This window comes from Salinifilum aidingensis (assembly GCF_054782015.1).
The window spans coordinates 500799-522587 of the sequence record NZ_BAAGTH010000001.1; the positions used below are offsets into that span (position 1 = coordinate 500799).

20 protein-coding genes are annotated in these 21789 nt (G+C 73.2%); 8 read left to right on the forward strand and 12 right to left on the reverse strand.

Annotation, left to right across the window (positions count from 1 at the left end; translation table 11 throughout):
* Positions 1-69: 69 nt before the first annotated feature.
* On the reverse strand, positions 70-1458 hold the full coding sequence (locus tag ACYVJE_RS02350; RefSeq protein ID WP_461143042.1) for an APC family permease: 1389 nt from the start codon (positions 1456-1458) through the stop codon (positions 70-72).
* A 72-nt stretch (positions 1459-1530) separates the two neighbouring features.
* Entirely contained in the window at positions 1531-2184 is a 654-nt protein-coding gene (pdxH, locus tag ACYVJE_RS02355) for a pyridoxamine 5'-phosphate oxidase (protein ID WP_461143043.1), read from the reverse strand.
* 576 nt (positions 2185-2760) lie between these two features.
* Here pdxH and serC point away from each other — a divergent pair.
* Both serC and sepH read left to right on the forward strand, forming a co-directional pair.
* Positions 2761-3900, forward strand: a complete 1140-nt coding sequence (serC, locus tag ACYVJE_RS02360; RefSeq protein WP_461143044.1) for a phosphoserine transaminase — start codon at positions 2761-2763, stop codon at positions 3898-3900.
* A 426-nt stretch (positions 3901-4326) separates the two neighbouring features.
* Entirely contained in the window at positions 4327-5397 is a 1071-nt protein-coding gene (sepH, locus tag ACYVJE_RS02365; RefSeq protein WP_461143045.1) for a septation protein SepH, read from the forward strand.
* A gap of 43 nt (positions 5398-5440) precedes the next feature.
* Here sepH and ACYVJE_RS02370 read toward each other — a convergent pair whose 3' ends face one another.
* Together ACYVJE_RS02370 and ACYVJE_RS02375 are read right to left on the reverse strand one after the other, a co-directional pair.
* Positions 5441-6133, reverse strand: coding sequence for a DUF2537 domain-containing protein (locus ACYVJE_RS02370; protein WP_461143046.1), 693 nt, complete (start codon positions 6131-6133; stop codon positions 5441-5443).
* A 175-nt stretch (positions 6134-6308) separates the two neighbouring features.
* Complete coding sequence (locus ACYVJE_RS02375) at positions 6309-7118, reverse strand: TrmH family RNA methyltransferase (RefSeq protein WP_461143047.1); 810 nt, start codon at positions 7116-7118, stop codon at positions 6309-6311.
* Between the two features lie 202 nt (positions 7119-7320).
* Here ACYVJE_RS02375 and ACYVJE_RS02380 point away from each other — a divergent pair, with 202 nt between their 5' ends.
* Together ACYVJE_RS02380 and ACYVJE_RS02385 are read left to right on the forward strand one after the other, a co-directional pair.
* Positions 7321-8610: a multidrug effflux MFS transporter gene (locus tag ACYVJE_RS02380; protein WP_461143048.1), complete on the forward strand. Its 1290-nt coding sequence runs from the start codon at positions 7321-7323 to the stop codon at positions 8608-8610.
* 392 nt (positions 8611-9002) lie between these two features.
* Positions 9003-10508: a glutamate-cysteine ligase family protein gene (locus tag ACYVJE_RS02385; RefSeq protein ID WP_461143049.1), complete on the forward strand. Its 1506-nt coding sequence runs from the start codon at positions 9003-9005 to the stop codon at positions 10506-10508.
* Here ACYVJE_RS02385 and ACYVJE_RS02390 read toward each other — a convergent pair.
* The 3 genes from ACYVJE_RS02390 to ACYVJE_RS02400 are packed head-to-tail and all read right to left on the reverse strand — an operon-like array spanning position 10491 to position 13347.
* A complete protein-coding gene (locus ACYVJE_RS02390) occupies positions 10491-11381 on the reverse strand; it encodes an ABC transporter ATP-binding protein (RefSeq protein WP_461143050.1) in 891 nt (296 codons plus the stop codon). The genes ACYVJE_RS02385 and ACYVJE_RS02390 overlap by 18 nt on opposite strands.
* Positions 11378-12403: a FecCD family ABC transporter permease gene (locus tag ACYVJE_RS02395; protein ID WP_461143051.1), complete on the reverse strand. Its 1026-nt coding sequence runs from the start codon at positions 12401-12403 to the stop codon at positions 11378-11380. Before ACYVJE_RS02395 ends, ACYVJE_RS02390 begins: the two co-directional genes overlap by 4 nt.
* Complete coding sequence (locus ACYVJE_RS02400) at positions 12400-13347, reverse strand: ABC transporter substrate-binding protein (RefSeq protein ID WP_461143052.1); 948 nt, start codon at positions 13345-13347, stop codon at positions 12400-12402. The genes ACYVJE_RS02395 and ACYVJE_RS02400 overlap by 4 nt, the downstream gene beginning before the upstream one ends.
* Before the next feature lie 392 nt (positions 13348-13739).
* On the opposite strand from ACYVJE_RS02400, the gene ACYVJE_RS02405 reads away from it, so the two are divergent.
* The gene (locus ACYVJE_RS02405; RefSeq protein ID WP_461143053.1) at positions 13740-14366 is read left to right on the forward strand and encodes a superoxide dismutase; all 627 of its coding nucleotides are present in this window, start codon (positions 13740-13742) and stop codon (positions 14364-14366) included.
* 466 nt (positions 14367-14832) lie between these two features.
* On the opposite strand, the gene ACYVJE_RS02410 is transcribed toward ACYVJE_RS02405, so the two are convergent.
* The 3 genes from ACYVJE_RS02410 to ACYVJE_RS02420 form a co-directional block, all read right to left on the reverse strand.
* Positions 14833-16050 (reverse strand): MFS transporter, encoded by a 1218-nt coding sequence (locus tag ACYVJE_RS02410; protein WP_461143155.1) that lies wholly within the window; start codon positions 16048-16050, stop codon positions 14833-14835.
* A gap of 56 nt (positions 16051-16106) precedes the next feature.
* Positions 16107-16541, reverse strand: coding sequence for a MarR family winged helix-turn-helix transcriptional regulator (locus tag ACYVJE_RS02415; protein ID WP_459158162.1), 435 nt, complete (start codon positions 16539-16541; stop codon positions 16107-16109).
* Positions 16542-16664: 123 nt separating this feature from the next.
* Positions 16665-18131 (reverse strand): NCS2 family permease, encoded by a 1467-nt coding sequence (locus ACYVJE_RS02420; protein ID WP_461143054.1) that lies wholly within the window; start codon positions 18129-18131, stop codon positions 16665-16667.
* 175 nt (positions 18132-18306) lie between these two features.
* Between ACYVJE_RS02420 and ACYVJE_RS02425 the strand changes: the two genes are divergently transcribed.
* The 3 genes from ACYVJE_RS02425 (at position 18307) to ACYVJE_RS02435 (ending at position 20803) form a co-directional block, all read left to right on the forward strand.
* Positions 18307-18615, forward strand: a complete 309-nt coding sequence (locus ACYVJE_RS02425) for a DUF2530 domain-containing protein (protein ID WP_459158160.1) — start codon at positions 18307-18309, stop codon at positions 18613-18615.
* Between the two features lie 465 nt (positions 18616-19080).
* Positions 19081-19884: an ESX secretion-associated protein EspG gene (locus tag ACYVJE_RS02430; protein WP_461143055.1), complete on the forward strand. Its 804-nt coding sequence runs from the start codon at positions 19081-19083 to the stop codon at positions 19882-19884.
* Between the two features lie 67 nt (positions 19885-19951).
* Positions 19952-20803 (forward strand): aldo/keto reductase, encoded by an 852-nt coding sequence (locus tag ACYVJE_RS02435; RefSeq protein WP_461143156.1) that lies wholly within the window; start codon positions 19952-19954, stop codon positions 20801-20803.
* A gap of 77 nt (positions 20804-20880) precedes the next feature.
* Here the strand turns inward: ACYVJE_RS02435 and ACYVJE_RS02440 are convergent, their stop codons facing one another.
* Together ACYVJE_RS02440 and ACYVJE_RS02445 are read right to left on the reverse strand one after the other, a co-directional pair.
* Positions 20881-21207 carry a ribbon-helix-helix protein, CopG family gene (locus ACYVJE_RS02440; protein ID WP_461143056.1) on the reverse strand — a complete coding sequence of 109 codons (327 nt, stop codon included), beginning with the start codon at positions 21205-21207 and terminating at the stop codon, positions 20881-20883.
* On the reverse strand, positions 21200-21511 hold the full coding sequence (locus ACYVJE_RS02445) for a hypothetical protein (protein ID WP_461143057.1): 312 nt from the start codon (positions 21509-21511) through the stop codon (positions 21200-21202). The genes ACYVJE_RS02440 and ACYVJE_RS02445 overlap by 8 nt, the downstream gene beginning before the upstream one ends.
* Between the last annotated feature and the right edge of the window lie 278 nt (positions 21512-21789).

Consider the following 21789-nt stretch of genomic DNA (forward strand, 5'->3'; position numbering starts at 1 on the left):
ACCGCGCGCCGGCGCAGCAGGTCCCGGCTGGCCCCGCCGTCCGCGGCGGCGGGCCGCTGGGAGAGGGCCCTACGCCCCGGGCCCCGCCGTCTCGGCGTCCTCGTGCCCGCCACCGCCGGTGAGGTGGTTGACCAGCCAGAACACCACCCCGACCGCCAGCAGGGCCAGCACGACCACGTACTCCTCGGCCGGCCTGCCGGACAGCGGGCTGGCGAAGAACGCGCAGGTGATCGCGCCGAGCACCGGAACCCACGTGGGCGCGCGGAAGTGCTCGTGCCGCACCGGATCGCGCCGCAGCACGAGCACCGCGACGTTGACGACGGCGAAGACGACGAGCAGCAGCAGCGAGGTGGTGCTGCCGAGGGCCTCGATGTCCAGACCGCTGACCAGCAGCACGCCCAGCGCGCTGGTGAACACGATCGCCACCCACGGGGTGCGCCGCCCGGCGTGCACCCGGCCGAAGAACCGCGGGACGACCCGCTCCTCGGCCATGCCGTAGACGAGGCGGCTGGCCATCATCATGTTGATCAGCGCGCTGTTGCTCAGCGCGAACAGGGCGATGACGGAGAACAGCACCGGCGGGAACCACGGCGCCGCGGCCTGCACCACCAGCAGCAGCGGCCCGTCGGAGGCCGCGAGCTCACCGGTCGGCACGAGCGTCGACGTGATCAGCGCGATGAGCGTGTAGATCACGGCGACGAGGCCCATGCCCCACAGCACCGCGCGGGGGTACGTCCGCTGCGGGTTCCGCGTCTCCTCGGCCATGTTGGCGGTGTCCTCGAAGCCGATCATGGCGAAGAACGCCAGGGCCGTCGCCGAGGTGACCGCCAGCAGCGGCGCGGTGCCGGACTTGAACTCGACCAGGCGGCCGGGGTCCGCGGTGAGCTCGGGGTTGGTGCTGCCGCCGAAGATCGCGATCGCACCGGTGACGATCACCACCGCCAGCCCGAGCAGGACCACGGACGTGAGCACGACGTTCAGCTTCGTCGACTCCGCCACGCCGCGGAAGTTGATCAGCCCGAGGACGACGAGGAACGCGATCGCCACCACCGTCGTCGGCGCCCCGCCCGCGATCTCCTCCAGGTAGTCGCCGCCGAACGCCTGCGCCGCCGAGGAGGCCGAGGTGATGCCCGAGCTCATCACCGCGAACGCGACGAGGAACGTCACGAAGTGCACGCCGAACGCCCGGTGGACGTAGAGCGGGGCACCGCCGGCCTTCGGGTACTTGCCGATGAGCTCGAGGTAGCTGAACGCCGTCAGGAACGCCACGACGAAGGCCACCAGGAACGGGATCCACAGGGCACCGCCCACCTTGCCCGCGATCTTGCCGGTGAGCGCGTAGATCGTGGTCCCGATGATGTCGCCGACCACGAAGAACAGCAGCAGCCGCGTCCCGATGACCTTCTTCAGCCCCGGCCCGTCGCCGGGCCCCTCCCGCACCGTCGTCTCATCCGCCATGACCGGGGAGTGTGCGCCCTCGCACCCGGTGCTGTCGCCTCGGACAAGCGGGTGATCGCGAACCGCTGCGCGTCACGGGGCGAGGCGCTCGACGACCCACCGCTCGTCGTCGCGGCGGAAGCACAGCCGGTCGTGCATCCGGTTCGGCCGGCCCTGCCAGAACTCGACGACCTGCGGGCGGAGGATCCACCCGCCCCAGTGCGGCGGCACGGGAACCCGCTCGGCATCGGAGAAGCGCCGCTCGGTCTGGCTCAGCGAGGACTCCAGCGCCTCCCGACCGCCGACCACGCGCGACTGCGGCGAGGCCCAGGCGCCGAGCTGGGAACCGCGCGGGCGCTCCGACCAGTACCGGGCGACCTCCTCGGAGGAGAGCTTCTCCACACCGCCGCGCACGTTGACCTGCCGCTGCATCGACAGCCACGGGAACGTCACCGCCGCCGCGCGGGTGGCGCTGAGGTCGTGGCTCTTGGCCGAGGTGTAGTTGGTGAAGAACGAGATGCCGCGCTCGTCGATGCCCTTGCACAGCACGGTGCGGGAGGACGGCACCCCGTCCGGTGTCGCGGTGGCCAGCACCATCGCGTTGGGCTCGACCACGTCGGCGGCGGTCGCCTCGTCGAACCAGCGCTGCAGCTGCTCGTGCCACGTGTCGGCGAGCGCGGACTCGTCGAACTCGGCGGAGTCGTAGAACACCCGCATCGACGGCAACGCGACGTTGGCCTCCGACATTCTCCCCTCCTCCTGCTGGACCGCACGCCCTCGGCGTGCCCGCACTGCGCCGTGGACCGCCCGCGACGCCGCAGCGGCCCGCCGCCCGGGCCCGGGGCGGCCGCGTGCAGCGCACGGTACGAGTCACTCGTGGCCGGCGCGAACCGAAGTCGCGCCGGCCACCCGCTCGACCGTAGACGCCGCGCGCGGCGCGGCCGAATCGGCGGCGGTCCCCACATCGATTCCGCAAACGATGCAGTGACCCTTCCCACACACGTCCGGGTGGACATTCCCGGCGAGTCCCGCCGGCCGCGGCGAGCGGCCGGGATCCTCATCACATCGCCGCTGCACTGGGGATACGCTGAAAGTGCGACGGGCAGTGTTTGGTGAACGGGACGTAACGCAGTAAGTTGCCGCACGGCTGGCCGCGGCAGCGCGGCGCCCGCTGCGTCCAACTGAGCACCGGCGCGCCGCGACATCCACGACGGGCTGACGCCCGGGACGCGCTGCGGTAGAGCCGCGAACCCGGCAACGGCGCCGGTGACATGACCACCGCGCGGACACCACCGCGCGAACCGACGAATCGGAGGCGCCGGCATGACCCAGGCCGAAACCGCGGACCCGACGACGCTGCGACTGCCCGAGGAGCTCAAGCCCCGCGACGGCCGCTTCGGCTGCGGCCCGTCCAAGGTGCGCGAGGAGCAGCTCACCCGACTCGCCGACGCCGGCGCCTCGGTGATGGGGACCTCCCACCGGCAGAAACCGGTCAAGGACCTGGTCGCACGCGTCCGGCAGGGGCTCCGCGAGCTGTTCTCGCTGCCCGAGGGCTACGAGGTGCTGACCGGCGTCGGCGGCACCACCGCGTTCTGGGACGCCGCGACGCTCGGCCTCATCCGCGAACGCTCCCTGCACCTCGAGTACGGCGAGTTCACCTCGAAGTTCGCCAAGGCGGCCAGGACCCCGTTCCTGGCCGAGCCGAAGGTCGTCTCCGCCGAGCCCGGTGACGCCCCGACCCCGGTCGCCGACCCCGATGCCGACCTCATCGCCTGGGCGCACAACGAGACCTCCACCGGTGTGATGCTGCCCCCGAGCCGCCCGGCGGGCTCGGAGCACGCCCTCATCGCCGTGGACGCCACCTCCGGCGCCGGCGGTCTGGCGTTCGACCCGCGCGACGTGGACGTGTACTACTTCGCGCCGCAGAAGTGCTTCGCCTCCGACGGCGGCCTGTGGCTGGCCGCGGTGAGCCCGGCCGCGCAGGAGCGGATCACCGAGATCGGCGAGTCCGACCGGTGGATCCCCGAGTTCCTGTCGCTGACCACGGCGCTGGACAACTCCCGCAAGGAGCAGACCTACAACACCCCCGCCGTGGCCACGCTGTTCCTGCTCGCCGAGCAGATCGAGTGGATGAACGCCCAGGGCGGGCTGGACTGGTGCACCAAGCGCACCGCCGAGTCCTCGCAGCGGCTGTACTCCTGGGCCGAGTCCACCTCCTGGACCACGCCGTTCGTCAGCGACCCGACCAAGCGCTCGCAGGTCGTCTGCACCGTCGACTTCGACGAGTCGGTGGACGCGGCGGCGGTGGCCAAGGCGCTGCGCGCCAACGGCATCGTGGACACCGAGCCGTACCGCAAGCTGGGACGCAACCAGCTGCGCATCGGCACGTTCCCGGCGATCGAGCCGGACGATGTGACCGCCCTTACCCGCAGCATCGACTGGATCGTCGAGCAGCTCAGCTGAACCTCCTGGTCAGCGGGACGCCACAGTTCCTCCCGGTGTGCTGGGCACGCCCGCCGGGAGGAACTGAGTAGTTCTGCGCGTTCGCCAACCCGGCCTGGTTGGGGCAAGATCGGACGTGTCAGATCGTGGCGCCACGCCCGGCGCGCCGCCCCGTCAAGACGGCGCGCCGGGGTAGGGTCACAGACTGGTGACAGGTAGGCGACGGGAGCCGATATGCACGTCCGGGAACGGGCGGACCGTCACGCCCGTGACCGCTGAGCCGGCAGGCAGCGCGCTCAGCGGCCGCGGCGGGCGGAACGTCCGCGACGCCGTCGCCGCACACCGGCGCCGGGGGCGCCCGGGGTGACGGCTCCGTCGTGACACCGCGGTGCGTCGTCCCGCGTGAACCCGGGGCGGGGTGTCCCGCACGACACAGGAGGCTGGCATATGCGGGCGCTGCGAGTGGTCGGGCTCGACGAAGACGGCGAATCCGTCATCTGCGAGGACCCGGACAACGGCGAGCGGTTCACCGTGCCCGCCGACGAACGCCTGCGGGCCGCGGCCCGGGGCGATCTGACGCGACTCGGCCAGGTGCAGATCGAGCTGGAGGCGCAGATCCGCCCGCGGGAGATCCAGGCGCGCATCCGCTCCGGCGCGACGACGCGGCAGGTCGCCGAGGACGCGGGCATCTCGGAGGCGCGGGTCGAGCGCTACGCCCACCCGGTGCTGCTGGAGCGCGCGCAGATCGCCGAGCTCGCCCAGCGGGGCCACCCGGTGCGCGAGGACGGTCCCGACGTGCAGACGCTCGGCGAGGTCGTCGCGCACACCTTCGGCATGCGCGGGCACGACTACAACGACGCGACCTGGGACGCCTGGCGCGGCGAGGACAACAAGTGGGTCGTCCGCCTCGAGTGGTCTGCCGGCAAGTCCGAGAACGCCGCGCATTGGGTGTTCCACCCCGGGGCGCAGGGCGGCACCGTGGCGGCGTTGGACGACCACGCGGCCGACCTGCTCGACCCCTCCCCCAACCGCCCGCTGCGCACCGTGCGGCCGGTGACGGAGCTGGCCCGCGAAGCGCTCGAACTCGATCCGCAGGAGTCCACGCAGCTGGTCACCGAGGAGGCCGGGAGCGAGGAGGTCGCGGCCGAGGACGCGGAGCCCGCCGAGGCCCCCGGCGTCACCACGCCCGCCGTGCCGCCGGTGCCCGGGCTGGGCACCGCGCGGGCCGCCGGTGCGTCCGCGGCCGCGGCCGAGCCGACGAGCGAGTCGGGCGGGGCCGAGGCCTACCGGCGCGCCGCGCCCATGGCGTGGGACCGACCCGGGGAGCGCAGCGCACCGGCGGAGACCGCGGCTGCGGTGCCGGGGGAGGACGAGCCCGCCGAGCCGGACGAGCCCGAGGAGGCCCCGGCGGAGCAGGCCGAGGCCGAGGCCGAATCCTCCGACGCGCCGGGCCGCAAGAGCCACCCGATGGTGCCCTCCTGGGAGGACGTGCTCCTCGGCGTCCGCTCGCACCGCTGAGGCGCGGGTCGACCGGCGCAGCGGGGCGGGTGGACGGTGCCGGTCACCCGCCCAGCAGGCTCAGCAGCAGGGCCGCCCACGCGGCGAGCACACCGCCGCCCGTGCCCCAGGCGACCCACCGCCAGGTGGGGACTCCGCTGCCGACCCACACCGACGGCGCGAAGCCGGCGGCGACGGCGAGGTTGACGATGACGGCGAGCACCGCGCTCACGTCGGCCAGCCCGCGGGAGACGACGACGAGGACGACGGTGACGATCGCGCCGAGCACGAGGCTGACGAACAGCCCCGGCCCCCACGGCACGGGCTCCCCCGCGGGCTGCTGCGCGGACGTCTCCGGACCGGCGCGCAGCACCCGGCCGGACAGCGGGTCGGCGCAGTCCACCTCGGCGCCGAGTTCGGCGGCCACGCGCGCGGCGAGCGCGCGGGAGCGGTCGGTGAGCACGGCGGCAGCGGCCTCGTCGGTGGCGGGCTCACCGGCCGCCTCACCGGTCGCCACGCCGGTGGTCATCTCGCGCTCCGCCGCCGCGCCGGTGGCGGACGCGTCCTGACGGCCGGGCCCACCGGGGCCCGCGGCGGTCCCGCCGAGGTCGGCGACCACCTCCGCCCACTCGCGGAGCGCGCGGACCACGGACCCGGACAGCGGCAGCGCGGACGGGTCGTACTCGCGCCCGGCGCGGCGCAGCACAGCGCCCCGCTCGTCCGCGGCCAGTTCCCAGCCCGCTGTTCGGCTGCTCATCCCGGTGCACGCTCCTGAACGCTGCGTCCTGCCGCCAACCTTAGGGAGTTCGCGGATCGGCCGGTGTAGCGGGTTCCGGCGAGGCCTCGCTGCGGGATCCCCGACATCGGGTGACCACCTGCTCCCAGCAGCCCCCGACCTCCCGAGACGGACGGCGGAGACCGGGTGGCCGCCGTCATGCCGGGTCCGGGTTCATCGCGTGGAACGCGATGGCGCCCGCGGTGGCGACGTTGAGCGAGTCCACCGCGCTGGAGATGGGGATGCGCACGCGCACGTCCGCGGCCGCCATCGCCCCCTCCGTCAACCCGGGTCCTTCCGAGCCGAGCAGCACGGCGGCCGGTCCGGCGTCGAGCCCGGCCTGCGCGAGCGGCACCGCGTCCGCAGCCGGGGTGAGGGCGGCGAGGCGGAACCCGGCTCCGCGGAGCAGGGCGAGGTCGTCCGGCCAGCTCTCCAGCCGGGCGAAGGGCACGCGCAGCACGTGGCCCATGGACACGCGCACGCCGCGCCGGTAGAGCGGGTCGGGGCAGCCCGCGCCGAGCAGCACCCCGTCGAGGCCGAGGGCGGCGGCGTTGCGGAACAGCACGCCGAGGTTCTCGTGGTCGCCGACGCCTTCGAACACGGCCAGGCGGCGCGCCGCGGAGACGAGCTCGCGCGGCTCCGGGGCGGGTGCGCGGTCGGCGACGGCGAGCACGCCGCGGTTGAGGTGGAAGCCGACGACCTGCGCCATGACGTCGGCGGTGGCGGCGTAGACCGGGGCGTCCACCTCGTCGAGCACTGTGGACAGTTCGTCGATGCGCCGCTGCACGCCGAACACGGCCCGCACCGGGTAGGGCGAGTCGACCAGGCGTTGCACCACCACGACCCCCTCGGCGATGACGAGCCCGCGCCCGCCGGGCCGGTCCGGCCTGCGGTCCGCGCGGGAGAGGTCGCGGAAGTCGTCCACGCGGGAGTCCGCGGGGTCGGTGATCTCGACACTGTGCGCCACGCGGCCATTTTCCCGCACCGCGCGCGGACCTCGCGCACCAGTCGTGCACGGCCGAACGGCCCCGCGCGCACCGCCGTGCGGAGCAGCGATGAGGTAGCTCACACGGCGCCGCGGAAATACCTGGCATAACAACGGCACCCGTGGTGTTGTGGGTGGTTGCGGCCATTGGTTTCGCCAAGCAACCGATCCGGCGAGGAGCGACATGGTGACGAGCGAGCGGGAAGCGGTCGACAACTCGCGGCTGTCCCGCAAGGTGCGGTTCGCGCTGATCCTGGGCGGGTTAACGGCTTTCGGCCCGTTGTCGATCGACATGTACCTGCCGGCCCTGCCGAGCCTCACCACGGAGCTGCAAGCGACCGACGCGCAGGGCCAGCTGACCCTGACGACGGTGCTGATCGGACTCGCGCTCGGGCAGCTGCTCGCCGGGTCGATCAGCGATGCCGTGGGGCGGCGCAAACCGCTGCTGATCGGCCTGGCCGTCTACATCGCCGCGTCCGTGCTGTGCGCGCTGTCCGGCTCGGTGTACGCGCTGGCCCTCCTGCGGTTCCTGCAGGGCCTGGGTGCCGCTGCGGGCATGGTGATCGCCCGCGCGGCCGTGCGCGACCTCTACGGCGGCGTGGAGGCCGCCCGCTTCTTCTCCTCGCTGATGCTGGTCACCGGACTCGCCCCGATCCTCGCGCCGGTCATCGGCGGCCAGGTGCTGGCGCACACCACCTGGCGCGGGGTGTTCGTCGTGCTCACCGCGCTGGGCACGCTGCTGTTCGTGATCGCGGGAACCCTGCTGCCGGAGACGAAACCGCCGGAATGGCGCCAGCCCGCCCACTTCGGCGCCACCTTCCGCACGATCGGTTCGCTGCTGCGCCGCGGTTCCTTCTTCGGCAACGCGCTGACCGGCGGGTTGGGCATGGCCGCGATGTTCGCCTACGTCTCCGGCTCGTCGTACGTGCTGCAGGACATCTACGGCATGTCGCCGCAGACCTACAGCCTCGTGTTCGGGATGAACGCGATCGGGCTCGTGCTGGCCGGGCAGGTCAACGCGCGCCTGGTCGGGCGGATAGCCAACGAGAAGCAGCTGCTGCTGGCCGCGCTGGTGGCCGCCTCGGTCGCCGGGGCGGCGCTGGTGGGCGCCGCGCTGCTGGGCGCGCCGCTGAGCGTGCTGCTGCCGGCCCTGTTCGTGATGATCGCCAGCCTGGGCTTCGTCATGCCGAACACGACGATGCTGGCGCTGGGCGAGCACCGCGAGGTGTCGGGCACGGCCTCGGCGCTGCTGGGCGTGTGCCAGTTCCTGGTGGGCGCGCTGGCGGCCCCGCTGGTCGGCCTGGGCGGGACGGACACCGCGGTGCCGATGGTGACGGTGATGTTCGCCGTGGTGCTGGCGGCGACGGTGATGTTCCTGGTGTTCGGCCGCGCCGCCCAGTCGCAGACGCCGGTGACCCGCCGCTCGCGCGAGCCCGCCGAGCAGGAGCAGGAGCAGGTCTCCAGCGGGAGCTGACCGCGCCCCCGCTCGCCGGGCGGGCCGCCTCCGCGGCGGCACCTCCGAGCACGCCGCGGCGGGCAGGCCCCGGTTGAGCGCGTCCCCGCCCGCCGGGCGGGTCACCCGAGCTCGCCCGCGCGGCCTTCGGCCCCGGCGCGTCGCCTCCGCCCGCTCGACGAGCGGGGCGGCGAACGCCCGGCGCTTCGCCGCGGGGCGCGGGGAACCGCGCGCAGAACACCCCGGCGAAGTCCTGCTGCGCGCTGACCGTGCGCGCGCAGCGGAGTCAGCGCTGCGCCGTCCGGATTCCCGGCACACCACCGTTTTGGCCGCTGTCAGCCCGGGTACGCGTATGCCACCGTGAACTTCCAGCGCTGCGCGCTGCCCGCCAACACGACCCACGGGGAGACGGCATGGGACGCGACGTGCGGCAGCAGACGTTCACCTCCATCGATCGGCAACGCTACCGGGACAAGATGCACCGGGGGCTCGACGCGCTGGCGCGGATGCTCGCCGACGGCACCTTCTCCTTCCCGCACCAGCAGATGGGCGTCGAGGTGGAGTTGAGCCTCGTCGACGACGAGATGGCCCCCTCGATGACGAACGACACCGTGCTGGAGAAGATCGCGGACCCGTCGTTCACCACGGAACTCGGCCAGCAGACCATGGAGTTCAACGTTCCTCCCCAGGTGCTGGCGGGGGACAGCGCGCACGAGCTGGAGCGCACGCTGCGGGCGTCGCTGTCCGAGGCCGGCAGCGGGGCGCGGGACGCGGGCGCCACGATCGTCATGATCGGCACGCTGCCGACGTTGGCGCGGTCGCACTTCGACCCGCACTGGTTGTCGCGCGGCTCCCGGTACTCGCTGCTCAACCAGCAGATCCTGCAGGCCAGGGGCGAGGAGATGCTGCTGGACGTGGAGGGCACCCCGCTCGGCGAGCAGGGCGGCGAGCGGTTGCGCTCCTACTCCAGTTCGATCCTGCCGGAGTCGGCGTGCACCTCGGTGCAGCTGCACCTGCAGGTCGCGCCGGAGGACTTCGCCGCGCACTGGAACGCGGCGCAGTGCCTGGCCGGGGTGCAGGTCGCGATCGGCGCGAACTCCCCCTTCCTGCTCGGCAAGGCGCTGTGGCAGGAGACGCGGGTGCCGCTGTTCCAGCAGGCCACCGACACCCGCCCCGAGGAGCTGAAGAACCAGGGGGTGCGCCCGCGGGTGTGGTTCGGCGAGCGCTGGATCACGTCGATCTTCGACCTGTTCGAGGAGAACGTGCGCTACTTCCCGGCGCTCGTGCCGGAGCCCGAGCACGAGGACCCGCTGGCCGCGCTCGACGCGGGGCGCGCGCCGGCGCTGGCCGAGCTGCGGCTGCACAACGGGACGGTGTGGCGGTGGAACCGGCCGGTGTACGACCTGGTGGACGGGGTTCCGCACCTGCGCGTGGAGAACCGCGTGCTGCCCGCCGGTCCGTCCATCATCGACATCGTCGCGAACGCGGCGTTCTTCTACGGGGTGCAGCGCGCGCTCACCGAACAAGACCGGCCATTGTGGACCGAGATGTCCTTCGCCGCGGCCGCGGAGAACTTCTACGGCGGCGCGCGGCACGGGATGGACGCCTCGCTGTACTGGCCGCGGGTCGGCTGGGTCTCGCCCGACGAGCTCGCGCTGCGGGTGCTGCTGCCGCTGGCGCACGAGGGCCTGCGCGACTGCGGCGTGTCGGACGAGTGCCGGCAGCGGTACCTGGACGTGATCGAGCAGCGCTGCGTGCAGCGGCAGAACGGGGCCTCCTGGCAGCGCGACACGGTGGCCGCGCTGGAGTCCCGCGGTCGCGGCCGGCACCAGGCCCTGGCGGACATGCTGCACCGCTACGTGGAGTGTGCCGAGGGCGGCGAACCGGTGCACACCTGGCCACTACCGGCTCCCCGGTGAACACTTCCCGCGAAATGCACGCACCCCACCGGAAGGAGCGGGTCGCCGCGGGCGTGCCGGGGAGAGGACGGGCGGGACGGGGGCGAACGGGGAGTCAGGGGCGGGGCAGCGCGCCGTCGACGCGCAGGCTCGGGGTGCCGCCGGAGCGCTCCACGCGCCCCGCACGCCGAACACCTCGGCCAGCAGCGTCTCGCCCAGCACCTCCCCCGGCTGCCCGGTGGCCGCGACGCGCCCCTCGGACAGCACCACGAGCCGGTCGCAGAACTCCACCGCCTGCCGCAGGTCGTGCAGCGTCAGCAGCACCGCCATGCCCTCCGCGGCCAGCCGCCGCAGCAGTTCGAGCACCGCGTACTGGTGCCGCAGGTCGAGGTGGTTGGTCGGCTCGTCCAGCACGAGCACGCGGGGGCGCTGGGCCAGGGCGCGCGCGATCGCCACCCGTTGCCGCTCACCGCCGGAGAGGGTGCGCACGTCCCGGTCCGCCTGCTCGTCCAGCTCGGTCGTGCGCAGGGCCTGCTCGACGACGCCGCGGTCGCCCCCGCCCATCCGCTCCAGCAGCCCGAGGTGCGCGACCCTGCCCTGCGCGACCACCTCGCGCACCGAGAACGCCGCCCGGTCCTGCGGTTCCTGCGTGGTGGCGGCGAGGGTGCGCGCGTGCTCCCGCCGCGGCACCGAGGTCACGTCCCGGCCCGCGACCTCGACCACCCCCGCCGCGGGTTCCACCGCCCGGTACAGGGTCCGCAGCAGGCTCGTCTTGCCGCTGCCGTTCGGCCCGACGAGCCCGAGCACCTCCCCGGCAGCGACATCGAGGTCCACATCGGACACGACGCTGCGGCCGCCGAGGTCCACCCGGGCACCGCGCACGCGCACGCTCATCCGCTCCTCCGGTGGCTCCGCAGCATCAGCAGGAACAGCGGACCGCCGACCAGGGCGGTCAGCACACCCACGGGCAGTTCCGCCGGCGCGAACAGCACCCGGGCGGCGAGATCGGCCAGCACCAGGAACACCGCCCCCAGCAGCGCCGAAACCCCCAGCATGGCACGGGCTTCCGAACCGACCAGGAACGTCGCCGCGTGCGGCACGAGCAGGCCGACGAACGCGATCCCGCCGGCCACGGCGACCGAGGCCCCGCCGAGCAGGGAGATCCCGATCAGCGCCAGCACCCGGAACCGCCGCGCGTTCAGCCCCAGCGCCGCGGCCCCGTCGTCACCGGCGTGCAGCAGGTTCATCCACCGCCCGGACAGCAGCGCCGCGCACAGCGCCACCCCGAGCACGGCGGCCGGGGCGCCGAGCAGTTCCCACCGGGCCGCGCCGAGCCCGCCGGCGGACCAGAACATGACCTGCTTGGCCTCCTCCCCCGTGGCCGCCAGGTACAGCACCAGCGAGGTCAGCGCTCCCGCCACCTGGCCCGCGGCCAGCCCGCCGAGCACGAGAGCGGTCACCGACCCGGAGCGGCCCGCCACCACGAGCACCGCGCTCAGCGCGGCCAGCCCGCCGAGGAACGCGGCCACCGGCTGGGTGGCCGCGCCCAGCGCTCCCGAGCCGATCCCGAGCACGGTCACCAGGGCGATGCCGAACCCGCCGCCCTGGGAGATGCCCAGCAGGTACGGATCGGCCATCGGGTTGGCGGTGACCAGTTGCGCGATGCCGCCGGCGAGGGCGAGGGAGGCGCCGACGACGGCGCCGGTGACCACCCGGGGCAGGCGGGAGTTCCACACGATCGCCTCGCGCACCACCGAGGCGTCCGAGTCGACTCCGGGCACGAGCCGGTCGGCGAGGACGTGCCACACCTGCGCCAGGGGCAGGTGCACCGAGCCGAGCGAGACCGCCAGTGCCGCGCCGGCGAACAGCGCGAACACGAGTCCGGTGTGGACGAACAAGGCGCGGCGGCGGATCACGGCGCCCCGTGCAGGTCGGCGGCGAGCCGCTCCACCGCGCCCGGGAAGCGGATGCCCTCGGTCAGCTCCACCAGCGGGATGGTGCTGAACCGGCCTGCGCGCGCGGCCGGGGTGCGCCCGACCAGCGGATGCCCGGACAGGTAGGCGCGCTTGCCCTCGACGGGCTCGGCGAGGTAGTCGACCAGCACGATCGCGTCCGGCTTCCGCGCGGCCACCTGCTCCCAGCTGACGTCGGCGAAGGCCTGCGGGACGTCGGCGAAGACGTTGCGCCCGCCGGCCCGGCGCACCGCGTCGTTGCCGACGCCCCGCCCGCCCAGCGTCATGGGCGCCTGCTCGCCCGAGTCGTAGACGAACACGTCGACCGGCTCCTCGTCGGCGACGCGGCGCTGCACCGCCTGCACCCGCCCGCGGATGTCCGCGGCGAGGCGCGCGGCGCCGTCCTCCAGGTCGAGCACCCGGCCGAACATGCGGATGTCGTCGAGCAGCGCGTCCATCCCGGCCGGGCGCTGCATGCAGGACTCGCTGAGCAGCAGGGCGGGGATGCCGAGCTCCTCCAGCGCGTCGCGGCCGCGCCCCTCGGTCTCGTCGAAGGCGCTGGCGTAGCCGCCGACCACCAGGTCCGGCTCGATCTGCAGGATCCGCTCCGCGGAGGGGTACTTCGGGGCGACCACGGGGACCTGCGCGTACTCCGCGGCGATCTCCGGGGGCGGCGCGCGGTCGTCCGGGAAGGCCGTGCCCACGATGCGGTCGCCGAGCCCGAGGGCGAGGAGGATCTCCGTGGCGTGCTGGTTGAGGCTGAGCACGCGCTGCGGGGGTTCGTCGAAGACCTCCGCGCGGCCGCAGTTGTCGACCCGCTCGCCGCCGCGGGAGGCGGCCTCCTCGGCGGGCGCGCCGCAGGCGGTGGCCAGCAGTCCGACGGTCAGCAGGGCGAGCAGGGCGCGCATCGTACCTTCCGGGGCGGCGGTGCGGCCCGGGCGAACCCGGCCTGCGGCGGAGTGCGCCGCGCCCGGGCTCCGACCGCGGACCGCGACGGTCGTGGGAGCCGTCCGCCCCGGCGGGCATTCGGGCTCGCCGCGCCGCGCGCGGCACACCGTTGCGGGTCAGCGCCGGGTTCGCACCGGACTTCCCCCGCCGAGCGGACCACGCCGATCCTGCCGAAGAGGGATGCGCCGGTCAACGGGCCCGAATCCCCCGCGAATCACGGTCCTCCCAGCGCAGAGCGGCAACAACCGGCAGTTCCGAGATCGCCGGGTGAGAGCAACACCTCGTTTGGCACGATGTAGTTGCCATCTTTTTGCAACAGCGCCATGATGGCGACAGTCGATTGGAGGACTCCATGCCGCAGTACGTCCTGCCGGATCTGGACTACGACTACGCCGCGCTGGAGCCGGCGATCTCGGGCGAGATCAACGAACTGCACCACAGCAAGCACCACGCGACCTACGTCAAGGGCGCCAACGACACGATCGAGCGCATCCAGGAAGCGCGTGAGCAGGGGGACTACTCCTCCATCGTCGGCCTGGAGACGACGCTGGCGTTCAACCTCGGGGGCCACTCCCTGCACAAGATCTGGTGGAAGATCCTCAGCCCGGACGGCGGGGACAAGCCCACCGGCGATCTCGCCGACGCCATCGACGAGCACTTCGGCTCCTTCGACCAGTTCCGCGCCCAGATGGAGGCCGTCTCCACGACCATCCAGGGCAACGGCTGGGGCATGCTCGCCTGGGACCCGGTCGGCCAGCGGCTCATCACCCAGCAGCTGAAGGACCACCACTCGAACCTGGTGATCACGACGACGCCGCTGCTCGTGTTCGACGTGTGGGAGCACGCCTACTACCTGCAGTACCGCAACGTGAAGGCGGACTACATCAAGCACCTGTGGAACGTCGTCAACTGGGAGGAGGTCGCCCGCCGCTTCGCCGACGCGCGCGCCGGCCACAACGGCCTGCGGCTGCCCGAGTGATCGCTGGTGATCGCGGAGCCGCTGGACCCCGCGCACGGCGGAGGGGCAGCAGAACGGGATCCCGCGGATCGGCTGGCGCGGCGGATCCGGCAGCGGAACCTCCGGCGAGACCTCGCTCCGGGATCCCCGACACCGGGCAGCCACGCGCGATCACCGAGCGCACGAGCCCGGCGGTGAGTGCTCCGACAAGCCCACCGCCGTGACCGGGGCCGGTTCCTCCCCAGGAGCCGGCCCCGGTTCCGCTGCGGCCCCCGCCCGAGCGCGACGGCCGCCCGGCAGTGCTTCGTCACGTCAGAACGTCCGCCGCAGCAGCGGGTCCTCGCACGCGGAGCAACCCGCGGAAGCCTGCGCAACGCCCCCGAACGCGACCGATCCCCGGCCCCGGCGCGAACACCGGGACCGGGGATCGACCAGTTCCCGAACTGACTGCCGCTCCCACCACGAAGCGGACATGTATTAGGTTAGCCTAACCTGCCGACTTTGGCAATGGGGTTCGCGCGATCCGCATCAGCGCGATCCAGCCGAGGAGCGCGCAGACCAGCGTGACCAGCCCGCCCAGCAGGATCGGCGAGCGCGCACCGAGCACCTCCTGCAACCACCCCGAGGTCAGCCCGCCGAGCGGCTTGCCACCGAGGAACAGCAGCATGTACAGGCCCATCACCCGGCCGCGCACCTCCGGCTCCACCCCCAGCTGCACGGTGGCGTTCGCGCTCGTGGTGAACAGCAGCAGCGCCACGCCCAACGGCACCAGCGCGGCCGCGAACGTCGCGTAGGTCGGCATCAGCGCGGCTGTGGTCTCCAGCGCGCCGAAGGCCACCGCCGCGACGACCAGCGTGCGCAGCCGCGGCCCCTCGCCGCGCCGCGCGGCCGCGGTCGCGCCGGCCAGGGTGCCGACGGCGAGCATCGTGACCAGCAACCCGTAGGAGTCGGCGTCGCGGTCGAACAGGTTCCGCGCGATGACGGCGAAGGAGTTCTCGAAGTTCATCCCGAACGTGCCGACGCAGAACACCAGCGCCAGCACGACGAGGAGGTCGGGCCGGCGCCGCACGTAGCGCAACCCGGCCCGCACGCGACCCCGCTCGGCCGGGGCCGGCGGTGTCCGGCGCAGCTCGGCGGGGGTCATCAGCAGCAGTCCGCCGACGACCGCGGCCGAGCTGACCCCGTTCGCGAGGAACACCCAGCCGGTGCCGACGACGGTGATGAGCACGCCCGCCAGGGCCGGACCGACCACGCGCGCGAGGTTGAACGTCATCGAGTTCAGCGCGACCGCGTTGGCGAGCTGCTCCCGCCCCACCATCTCCACGACGAAGGACTGCCGCACCGGCGTGTCCACCGCGGCGAAGCACCCGAGCAGCCCCGCCAGCGCGTAGACGTGCCACAGCTCGGCCGCGCCGCCGAGGTCGAGCAGGCCGAGCAGCACCCCGCACAGCCCCATGGCGCTCTGCGTGGCCACGAGCAGGCGGCGCTTGTCGAAGCGGTCGGCGATGCCCCCGGCCCACAGCGTCAGCACCAGGGTGGGCAGGAACTGCAGCGCCACGGCCACGCCGAGCGCGGCCGGGCTGCCGCCGGAGAGCTCCAGCACGAGCCAGTCCTGCGCGGCCCGCTGCATCCACGTGCCGGTCAGCGAGACGACCTGGCCCGCGGCGTAGTAGCGGTAGTTGCGCTCCCGCAGCGAGCGGAACATGCCGCCGCGGGAAGCGGGCGCGTCCTCCCCCTCGCGCGGGGTCGAGGAGCAGGCGCTCAACTCCCGGCGATGCGGTTGATGATCCCGGTCGCCTGCATCAGGACCTCCCGCTCCTCGTCGGTGAGCTCGGCGAGCCGCGAGTCCAGCCAGCGCTCGCGCACGGTGACCTCCTCGTCGGCGCGGGCGTGCCCGGCCTCGGTGACCTCGACGATGGCCTGGCGGCCGTCGCTGGGGTGGGCGCGGCGCATGACGAGCCCCAGGTCCTCGAGCGCGGCGATGACGCGGGTCATGGACGGCGGTTGCACGCCTTCTTTGGCGGCCAGCTCCCCGGGCGTCATGGCCCCGCCCTTGACGAGGGCGAACAGGGCCGACAACTGGGAGAGGGTGATGGTGGAGTCGGCGCTCTGCGCACGCAGCCGCCTGTTCAGGCGGACCGTGGACAGGCGGAGGCGACTCGCGAGGGTCTGCTCGCGCTGGGCGGTCTCGGACACGTCGTTAGTCTACCAAACCATATGTCGGAAACGGGCGTTTTGATCGCAGGATTGTCGCACCACAGCGGATCCCGCCTCCGGAGGAGCGTGCCACGCGCCACACCCGGCGGCGCGCCGCCCCGCTCACGCGCCCAACGCGCTGCTGACCGGTTCGGCCACGAAGTACAGCACGAACGCCGCCGAGACCACCCACATCAGCGGGTGCACCTCGCGCGGCCGGCCCGCGGCGACGCGCAGCAGCACGTAGCTGACGAACCCGGCTCCGATGCCGTTGGCGATCGAGTAGGTGAACGGCATGACCGCGATCGTCAGGAACGCCGGCAGCGCGATGGTGAAGTCGCCCAGGTCGATCTGGCGGATCTGCGCGATCATCATCGCACCCACCACGACCAGCGCCGGGGCAGCCGCCTCCACCGGGATCACCTCGTACAGCGGCGTGAAGAACATGGCGACAAGGAACAGCAGGCCGGTGACCACGTTCGCCAACCCGGTGCGGGCCCCGTCGGCGATGCCCGAGGCGGATTCGACGAAGACCGAGTTCGAGCTCGCCGAACCGGCGCCGCCCGCGACCGCGCCGACGCCCTCGACGGCCAGGGCCTTGCCGATGCCGGGCAGCTTGCCGCTCCCATCGGCCAGCCCGGCCTCCTTCCCGAGGCCGGTCATGGTGCCCATCGCGTCGAAGAAGTTCGCGCACACCAGGGTGAACACGAGCATCGCCGCGGCCAGCGCGGGCAGCCGGGTCCACGCGCCGAACGAGATGTCGCCCAGCAGCGACAGGTCCGGCATGCCGATGACCTGCTCCGGCAGCTCCGGGGCACCGAGGCTCCACCCGTACGGGTTGGCGCCGCTGGCCGCCCCCGCGTGCGCGATCGCCTCCACCCCGATGGACAGCGCGGTGGTGACCAGCACGCCGATGAGGATCCCGCCGCGCACCTTGCGCGCCACGAGCACGCCGGTGAGCACCAGACCGAAGACGAACAGCGCCGTCGGCCAGGACGCGATCGACCCGCCGATGCCCAGCTGCACCGGCACGTCCGTGCCCGCCGCGTCCGGGATGCGGCGGACGAAGCCCGCGTCCACCAGGCCGACGAAGGTGATGAAGAAGCCGATGCCGACCGCGATCGCCGTCTTCAGCTCGGTCGGGATCGCGTTGAACACGGCGGTGCGGAACCCCGTGGCCACCAGCAGGAGGATGACGATCCCGTCGACCACGACCAGGCCCATCGCCTCCGGCCAGGTCACCTGGCTGGCGATGCTCGTGGCCAGCAGCGTGTTGATCCCCAGCCCCGCGGCGAAGGCGAACGGGTAGTTCGCGATCACCCCGAACAGCAGGGTCATCACCCCCGCCACCAGCGCCGTGACCGCCGCGACCTGCGGCACCGGCAGGATGTTGCCGAGCACGTCGGTGTTCGCGCCCGGGTCCTCCGCCGAGCGGCTGCCGAGGATGAGCGGGTTGAGCACGATGATGTAGGCGACGGCGACGAACGTGACGAGCCCGCCGCGCATCTCCCGCGCGATGCTGGAACCGCGTTCGGAGACCCGGAAGTAGCGGTCCAGACGCGACGTGCCGGACGTTCCAGTCGTACTCAACGGTCACCTTTCCCATCGGTGTGCGTTCGGCGGCCCCGCGCAGCGCACGAGCCGGCGGCGCGCCGAGGAGCGGCCAGCGGAACCGGGCGGTAAGCATCGCAAACGGCTGATCGCGACACGCGCCACACCCCGGACGTCCGCGGAGGTACCGCCCCACCCGGAGTAACCTGCGGGTGTGGCGGAACAGCGCGCAGCACCCACCCCGGCGGCGACGGGGCAGGACCACCGGAAGGCCCCCCGGCTGCCGCAGCGGCTCGTCGACCCGCGGCCGATCGTGCTGATCGGGACGGTCGTGTGGCTGGCCGGGGTGGTCTACTTCGCGCTGCTCGGCTGGTCCGAGGGGAGCCTCGGCGTGCCGTTCTGGACCTGCCTCGTCGGGACCGCGCTCGGCGGTGTCGGCTACACCATCTTCCGCTGGCAGCGCTCCGCGGCGAACCGCGGGGTCCGCGGCGCGTGGCAGGGGCTCACCGGTCTCGACGACTAGGGAAGTCCGCGGATCGGCTGTTGAGGGCGGGTGGACGGGGGTAGCCGGGAGGAACCTCCCGCGGCGGGGCGCTCCGCGCACGTGGCGATGGAGCGGCTGCGCCGCCCGCCTGACGGGCCGGTGCGGTCGAGCACGTGGCCGCCAATCCGCGCGGCCCCCAGTAGTAGTTTGTTATGTCACTGACGCCTGCCGTTGCGGGGTAGTCGCGATTGCCTTCCTTTCGACGCGGCAGTGTCGAAGCGCCACCTGAGCAGCCGGACCATCGGCGGGTTCTCCTGCGTGGCTCTCGCGAGGAAGGCGAGACGTGGTGTAGGTCGCTACTCGAGGTCGAGCACCCGGAGCGAGAGCCGTGCAGGAGGTGCCCGCCGGCCGGGCGGAACCCGCGCCGCACCCGGACCGGGCGCGCTAACCTGGGGCGGCCCACGACCCGGGACACGCCCGGCACCCGAGACACGCGGAGCAGCGGTGGCAGCGCAACTCGACCTCGACCTCCTGGAATTCGCCGTGCTCACCGGCAGGGCGGGGAGCACGCGGATCCCCACCGTCGCCGCCTACAACCGGCAGGACCCGCCGAACGTCGACACCGGCGACATCACCGCCGAGCTCCGCGCCGCCGAGCAGCGCTGCCGCGAACGGGGCCTGCTCCGGCCGGGCGGCCGCGTCGAGGACGGCGCGTTCGAACTGCTGCGCTCCTACCGCGAGTGCGGTGTCGAGTACGACCTGCGGTTCACCGCCCAGCAGGGCGACGAGCTGCGCGCCTGCGTCTCGGAGACCAGCACCGGCGGCACCCGCACCGTCGTCCGGCGCGGACGCGTCACCGTCCACCCCGTCCGCCCCGGCGATGCCGTCCCGGCCCTCATCTCGCTGCTGCCGCAGCACCCGGCGATGCGCATCCGCCCGATCCAGCTGAACCTGCAGAAGGTGCGCTCCGCGCACGAGGAGGTCACCCGGCAGTGGGCCGCGGAGGACCCGCGGGCCGTGGAGCACGGGCTGCGCCGCCACGGCGTCAACCTCGTCGACTACCGCAAGGCCGTGCGCCTGCTGGACACCCCGAAGCTCGGAGCGGGCGAACTCGGCGCGACCGTGTTCGGCTGGGAACGGCGCGAGGTGCGCGGCGACCAGACACTGCGCATCCTCGACCTGGAACAGGGCCGCGTCGCCGTGTACAACGGCAGCGGCCAACGGCTCGTCGCGGGCTGCGACGCGGGCACGGTCAAGCGGGTGCTCGGCGAGATCGTCGCCGAGGCCCGCGAGGAGAACGCCTGGTGACCGGCTCGTGCCGAGCGGCGCGCCGAGCCGGACGAACCGACGCGCAGACGAGGAGCGCACCGAGGTGATCGACCCGGTTCCCGACATCGAGCTCAACGACGGCGCGCTGATCCCGCAGCTGGGGTTCGGGGTGTACCAGATCGACCCGGCCGAGACCGCTCAGGCGGTGACCACCGCCCTGCAGGCCGGGTACCGGCACGTGGACACGGCGGCGGCCTACCGCAACGAGCGGCAGGTCGGCGAGGCCGTCCGCGCGGCGGGCGGATCCGTCCACGTCACGACCAAGTACCTCAACCCCACCGAGGACCACGGCGCCCGGGACGCGGCGGAGGCCTTCGCGCGCAGCTTCGAGCGGCTCGGGCTCGACCGCGTCGACCTGTACCTCATCCACTTCCCCGTCGAGGCCGGCGGCGGCTACACCGCCTCGTGGCGCGCGCTGTCCGAACTGCGCGGCGACGGGCGGCTGCGGTCGATCGGCGTCTCCAACTTCACCCCCGAGCAGCTCGGCCGGGTCGTCGACGAGACCGGGGTGACGCCCGCGATCAACCAGGTCGAACTGCACCCGTACTTCCAGCAGGCCGAGCTGCGCCGGGAGCACGTCGCGCGCGGCATCGCCACGCAGGCGTGGGGGCCGCTCGGCCAGGGCGCGGTGCTGGACGACCCGGTGCTGGGCGAGATCGCCGAGGCCCACGGCAAGACGGTGAGCCAGGTGGTGCTGCGCTGGCACCTGCAGCTGGGCGTCGTCGTCATCCCCAAGTCGGTCACGCCGAGCCGCATCCGGGAGAACTTCGACGTGTTCGACTTCCGGCTCGGCGAGGACGAGATGCGGGCGATCGAGCAGCTCGACCGGCCGGACGGTCGCGTCGGTCCCGATCCGCACACCTTCGCGTTCCCGAAGGAGCGCATCGACGAGGAGTGAACCGCGGCACCGGGCTGCTGCTCCCGGCGCCCGGCCGCAGCTGCCGCGGACGAACTCGGCCGCCGGGCGGTCGGGGTTCACGTGCTGCCGTCGAGCTCCTCGTGCACGACGCGGCGTGCGATGGCTTCGACGTCCTCGGCGCTGACGGGCGCACCACCGCCGTGCACCTGCTGAGCCAGCAACCGCCGCACCAGGGCGGAAGGGGAAACGTGTTCAGCACGGGCACGTGCCCGCAGCGCCTCGTCCAACTCACGTGAAATGCGCACGTGCAGCGGAACGTCGAGCGGCTGATCAGCCGCCTCGGCCGCTTCGGCGGCCGCAGCCTCGGCTTCCTCCTCGGCAACGGCGGCACGGATCGCTCGGTGGCGTTCGCGGCGACGCCGCGTCTCCTCCGTCTCAGTCATCGCCCCTCCCCAAGTTGCCCGTGTACTCTCGCAGCTCTCGCCCGCGTGTCTTCCACGCAGTCACCCCCGAGTCGTCCTCCGGATCGACGATGATCGTGAGCACGCAGTCAGCCCCGGGCGAGAAACCGACCACGCGTGTGTACCCAACACGACTGCGCGGATCCGGCGCGAACACCAATCGGTCGGGATCAGCCGCAGCTTCCTGCGTCCACTCAGGTTCGAGATCCAGCGCCCCGGGATAACGAAGCGACCGGTGCCGAATGTGCGCAGCATCCTCCTCGTCCCACCACAGCACGTCGCCCACAGCCTCAGTGTGGCACAACATGTGACATCGTGCTGCGCGCGAATGTCTCGGCGCCGGGCTGCTGCTCCCAGCGCTCGGCCGCTTCGGCCGCCGGGCGGTCGAGGTTCACGTGCTGCCGTCGAGCTCCTCGTGCACGACGCGGCGTGCGATGGCTTCGACGTCCTCGGCGCTGACGGGCGCACCACCGCCGGTCCGGCCCCGCGAGCGCCGCGGGCGCTCGGCCCGTCCACCCGGGGAGCACGTGCGCGGTGATCCGCCCCGCGGCGCACGGCAACACC

Bases quoted from the DNA above. Each gene is read 5' to 3' on its own strand.
- ACYVJE_RS02350 (WP_461143042.1), bottom strand. From the start codon at position 1,458: ATGGCGGATGAGACGACGGTGCGGGAGGGGCCCGGCGACGGGCCGGGG.
- pdxH (WP_461143043.1), bottom strand. From the start codon at position 2,184: ATGTCGGAGGCCAACGTCGCGTTGCCGTCGATGCGGGTGTTCTACGAC.
- serC (WP_461143044.1), top strand. From the start codon at position 2,761: ATGACCCAGGCCGAAACCGCGGACCCGACGACGCTGCGACTGCCCGAG.
- sepH (WP_461143045.1), top strand. From the start codon at position 4,327: ATGCGGGCGCTGCGAGTGGTCGGGCTCGACGAAGACGGCGAATCCGTC.
- ACYVJE_RS02370 (WP_461143046.1), bottom strand. From the start codon at position 6,133: ATGAGCAGCCGAACAGCGGGCTGGGAACTGGCCGCGGACGAGCGGGGC.
- ACYVJE_RS02380 (WP_461143048.1), top strand. From the start codon at position 7,321: ATGGTGACGAGCGAGCGGGAAGCGGTCGACAACTCGCGGCTGTCCCGC.
- ACYVJE_RS02385 (WP_461143049.1), top strand. From the start codon at position 9,003: ATGGGACGCGACGTGCGGCAGCAGACGTTCACCTCCATCGATCGGCAA.
- ACYVJE_RS02390 (WP_461143050.1), bottom strand. From the start codon at position 11,381: ATGAGCGTGCGCGTGCGCGGTGCCCGGGTGGACCTCGGCGGCCGCAGC.
- ACYVJE_RS02400 (WP_461143052.1), bottom strand. From the start codon at position 13,347: ATGCGCGCCCTGCTCGCCCTGCTGACCGTCGGACTGCTGGCCACCGCC.
- ACYVJE_RS02405 (WP_461143053.1), top strand. From the start codon at position 13,740: ATGCCGCAGTACGTCCTGCCGGATCTGGACTACGACTACGCCGCGCTG.
- ACYVJE_RS02410 (WP_461143155.1), bottom strand. From the start codon at position 16,050: ATGTTCCGCTCGCTGCGGGAGCGCAACTACCGCTACTACGCCGCGGGC.
- ACYVJE_RS02440 (WP_461143056.1), bottom strand. From the start codon at position 21,207: ATGACTGAGACGGAGGAGACGCGGCGTCGCCGCGAACGCCACCGAGCG.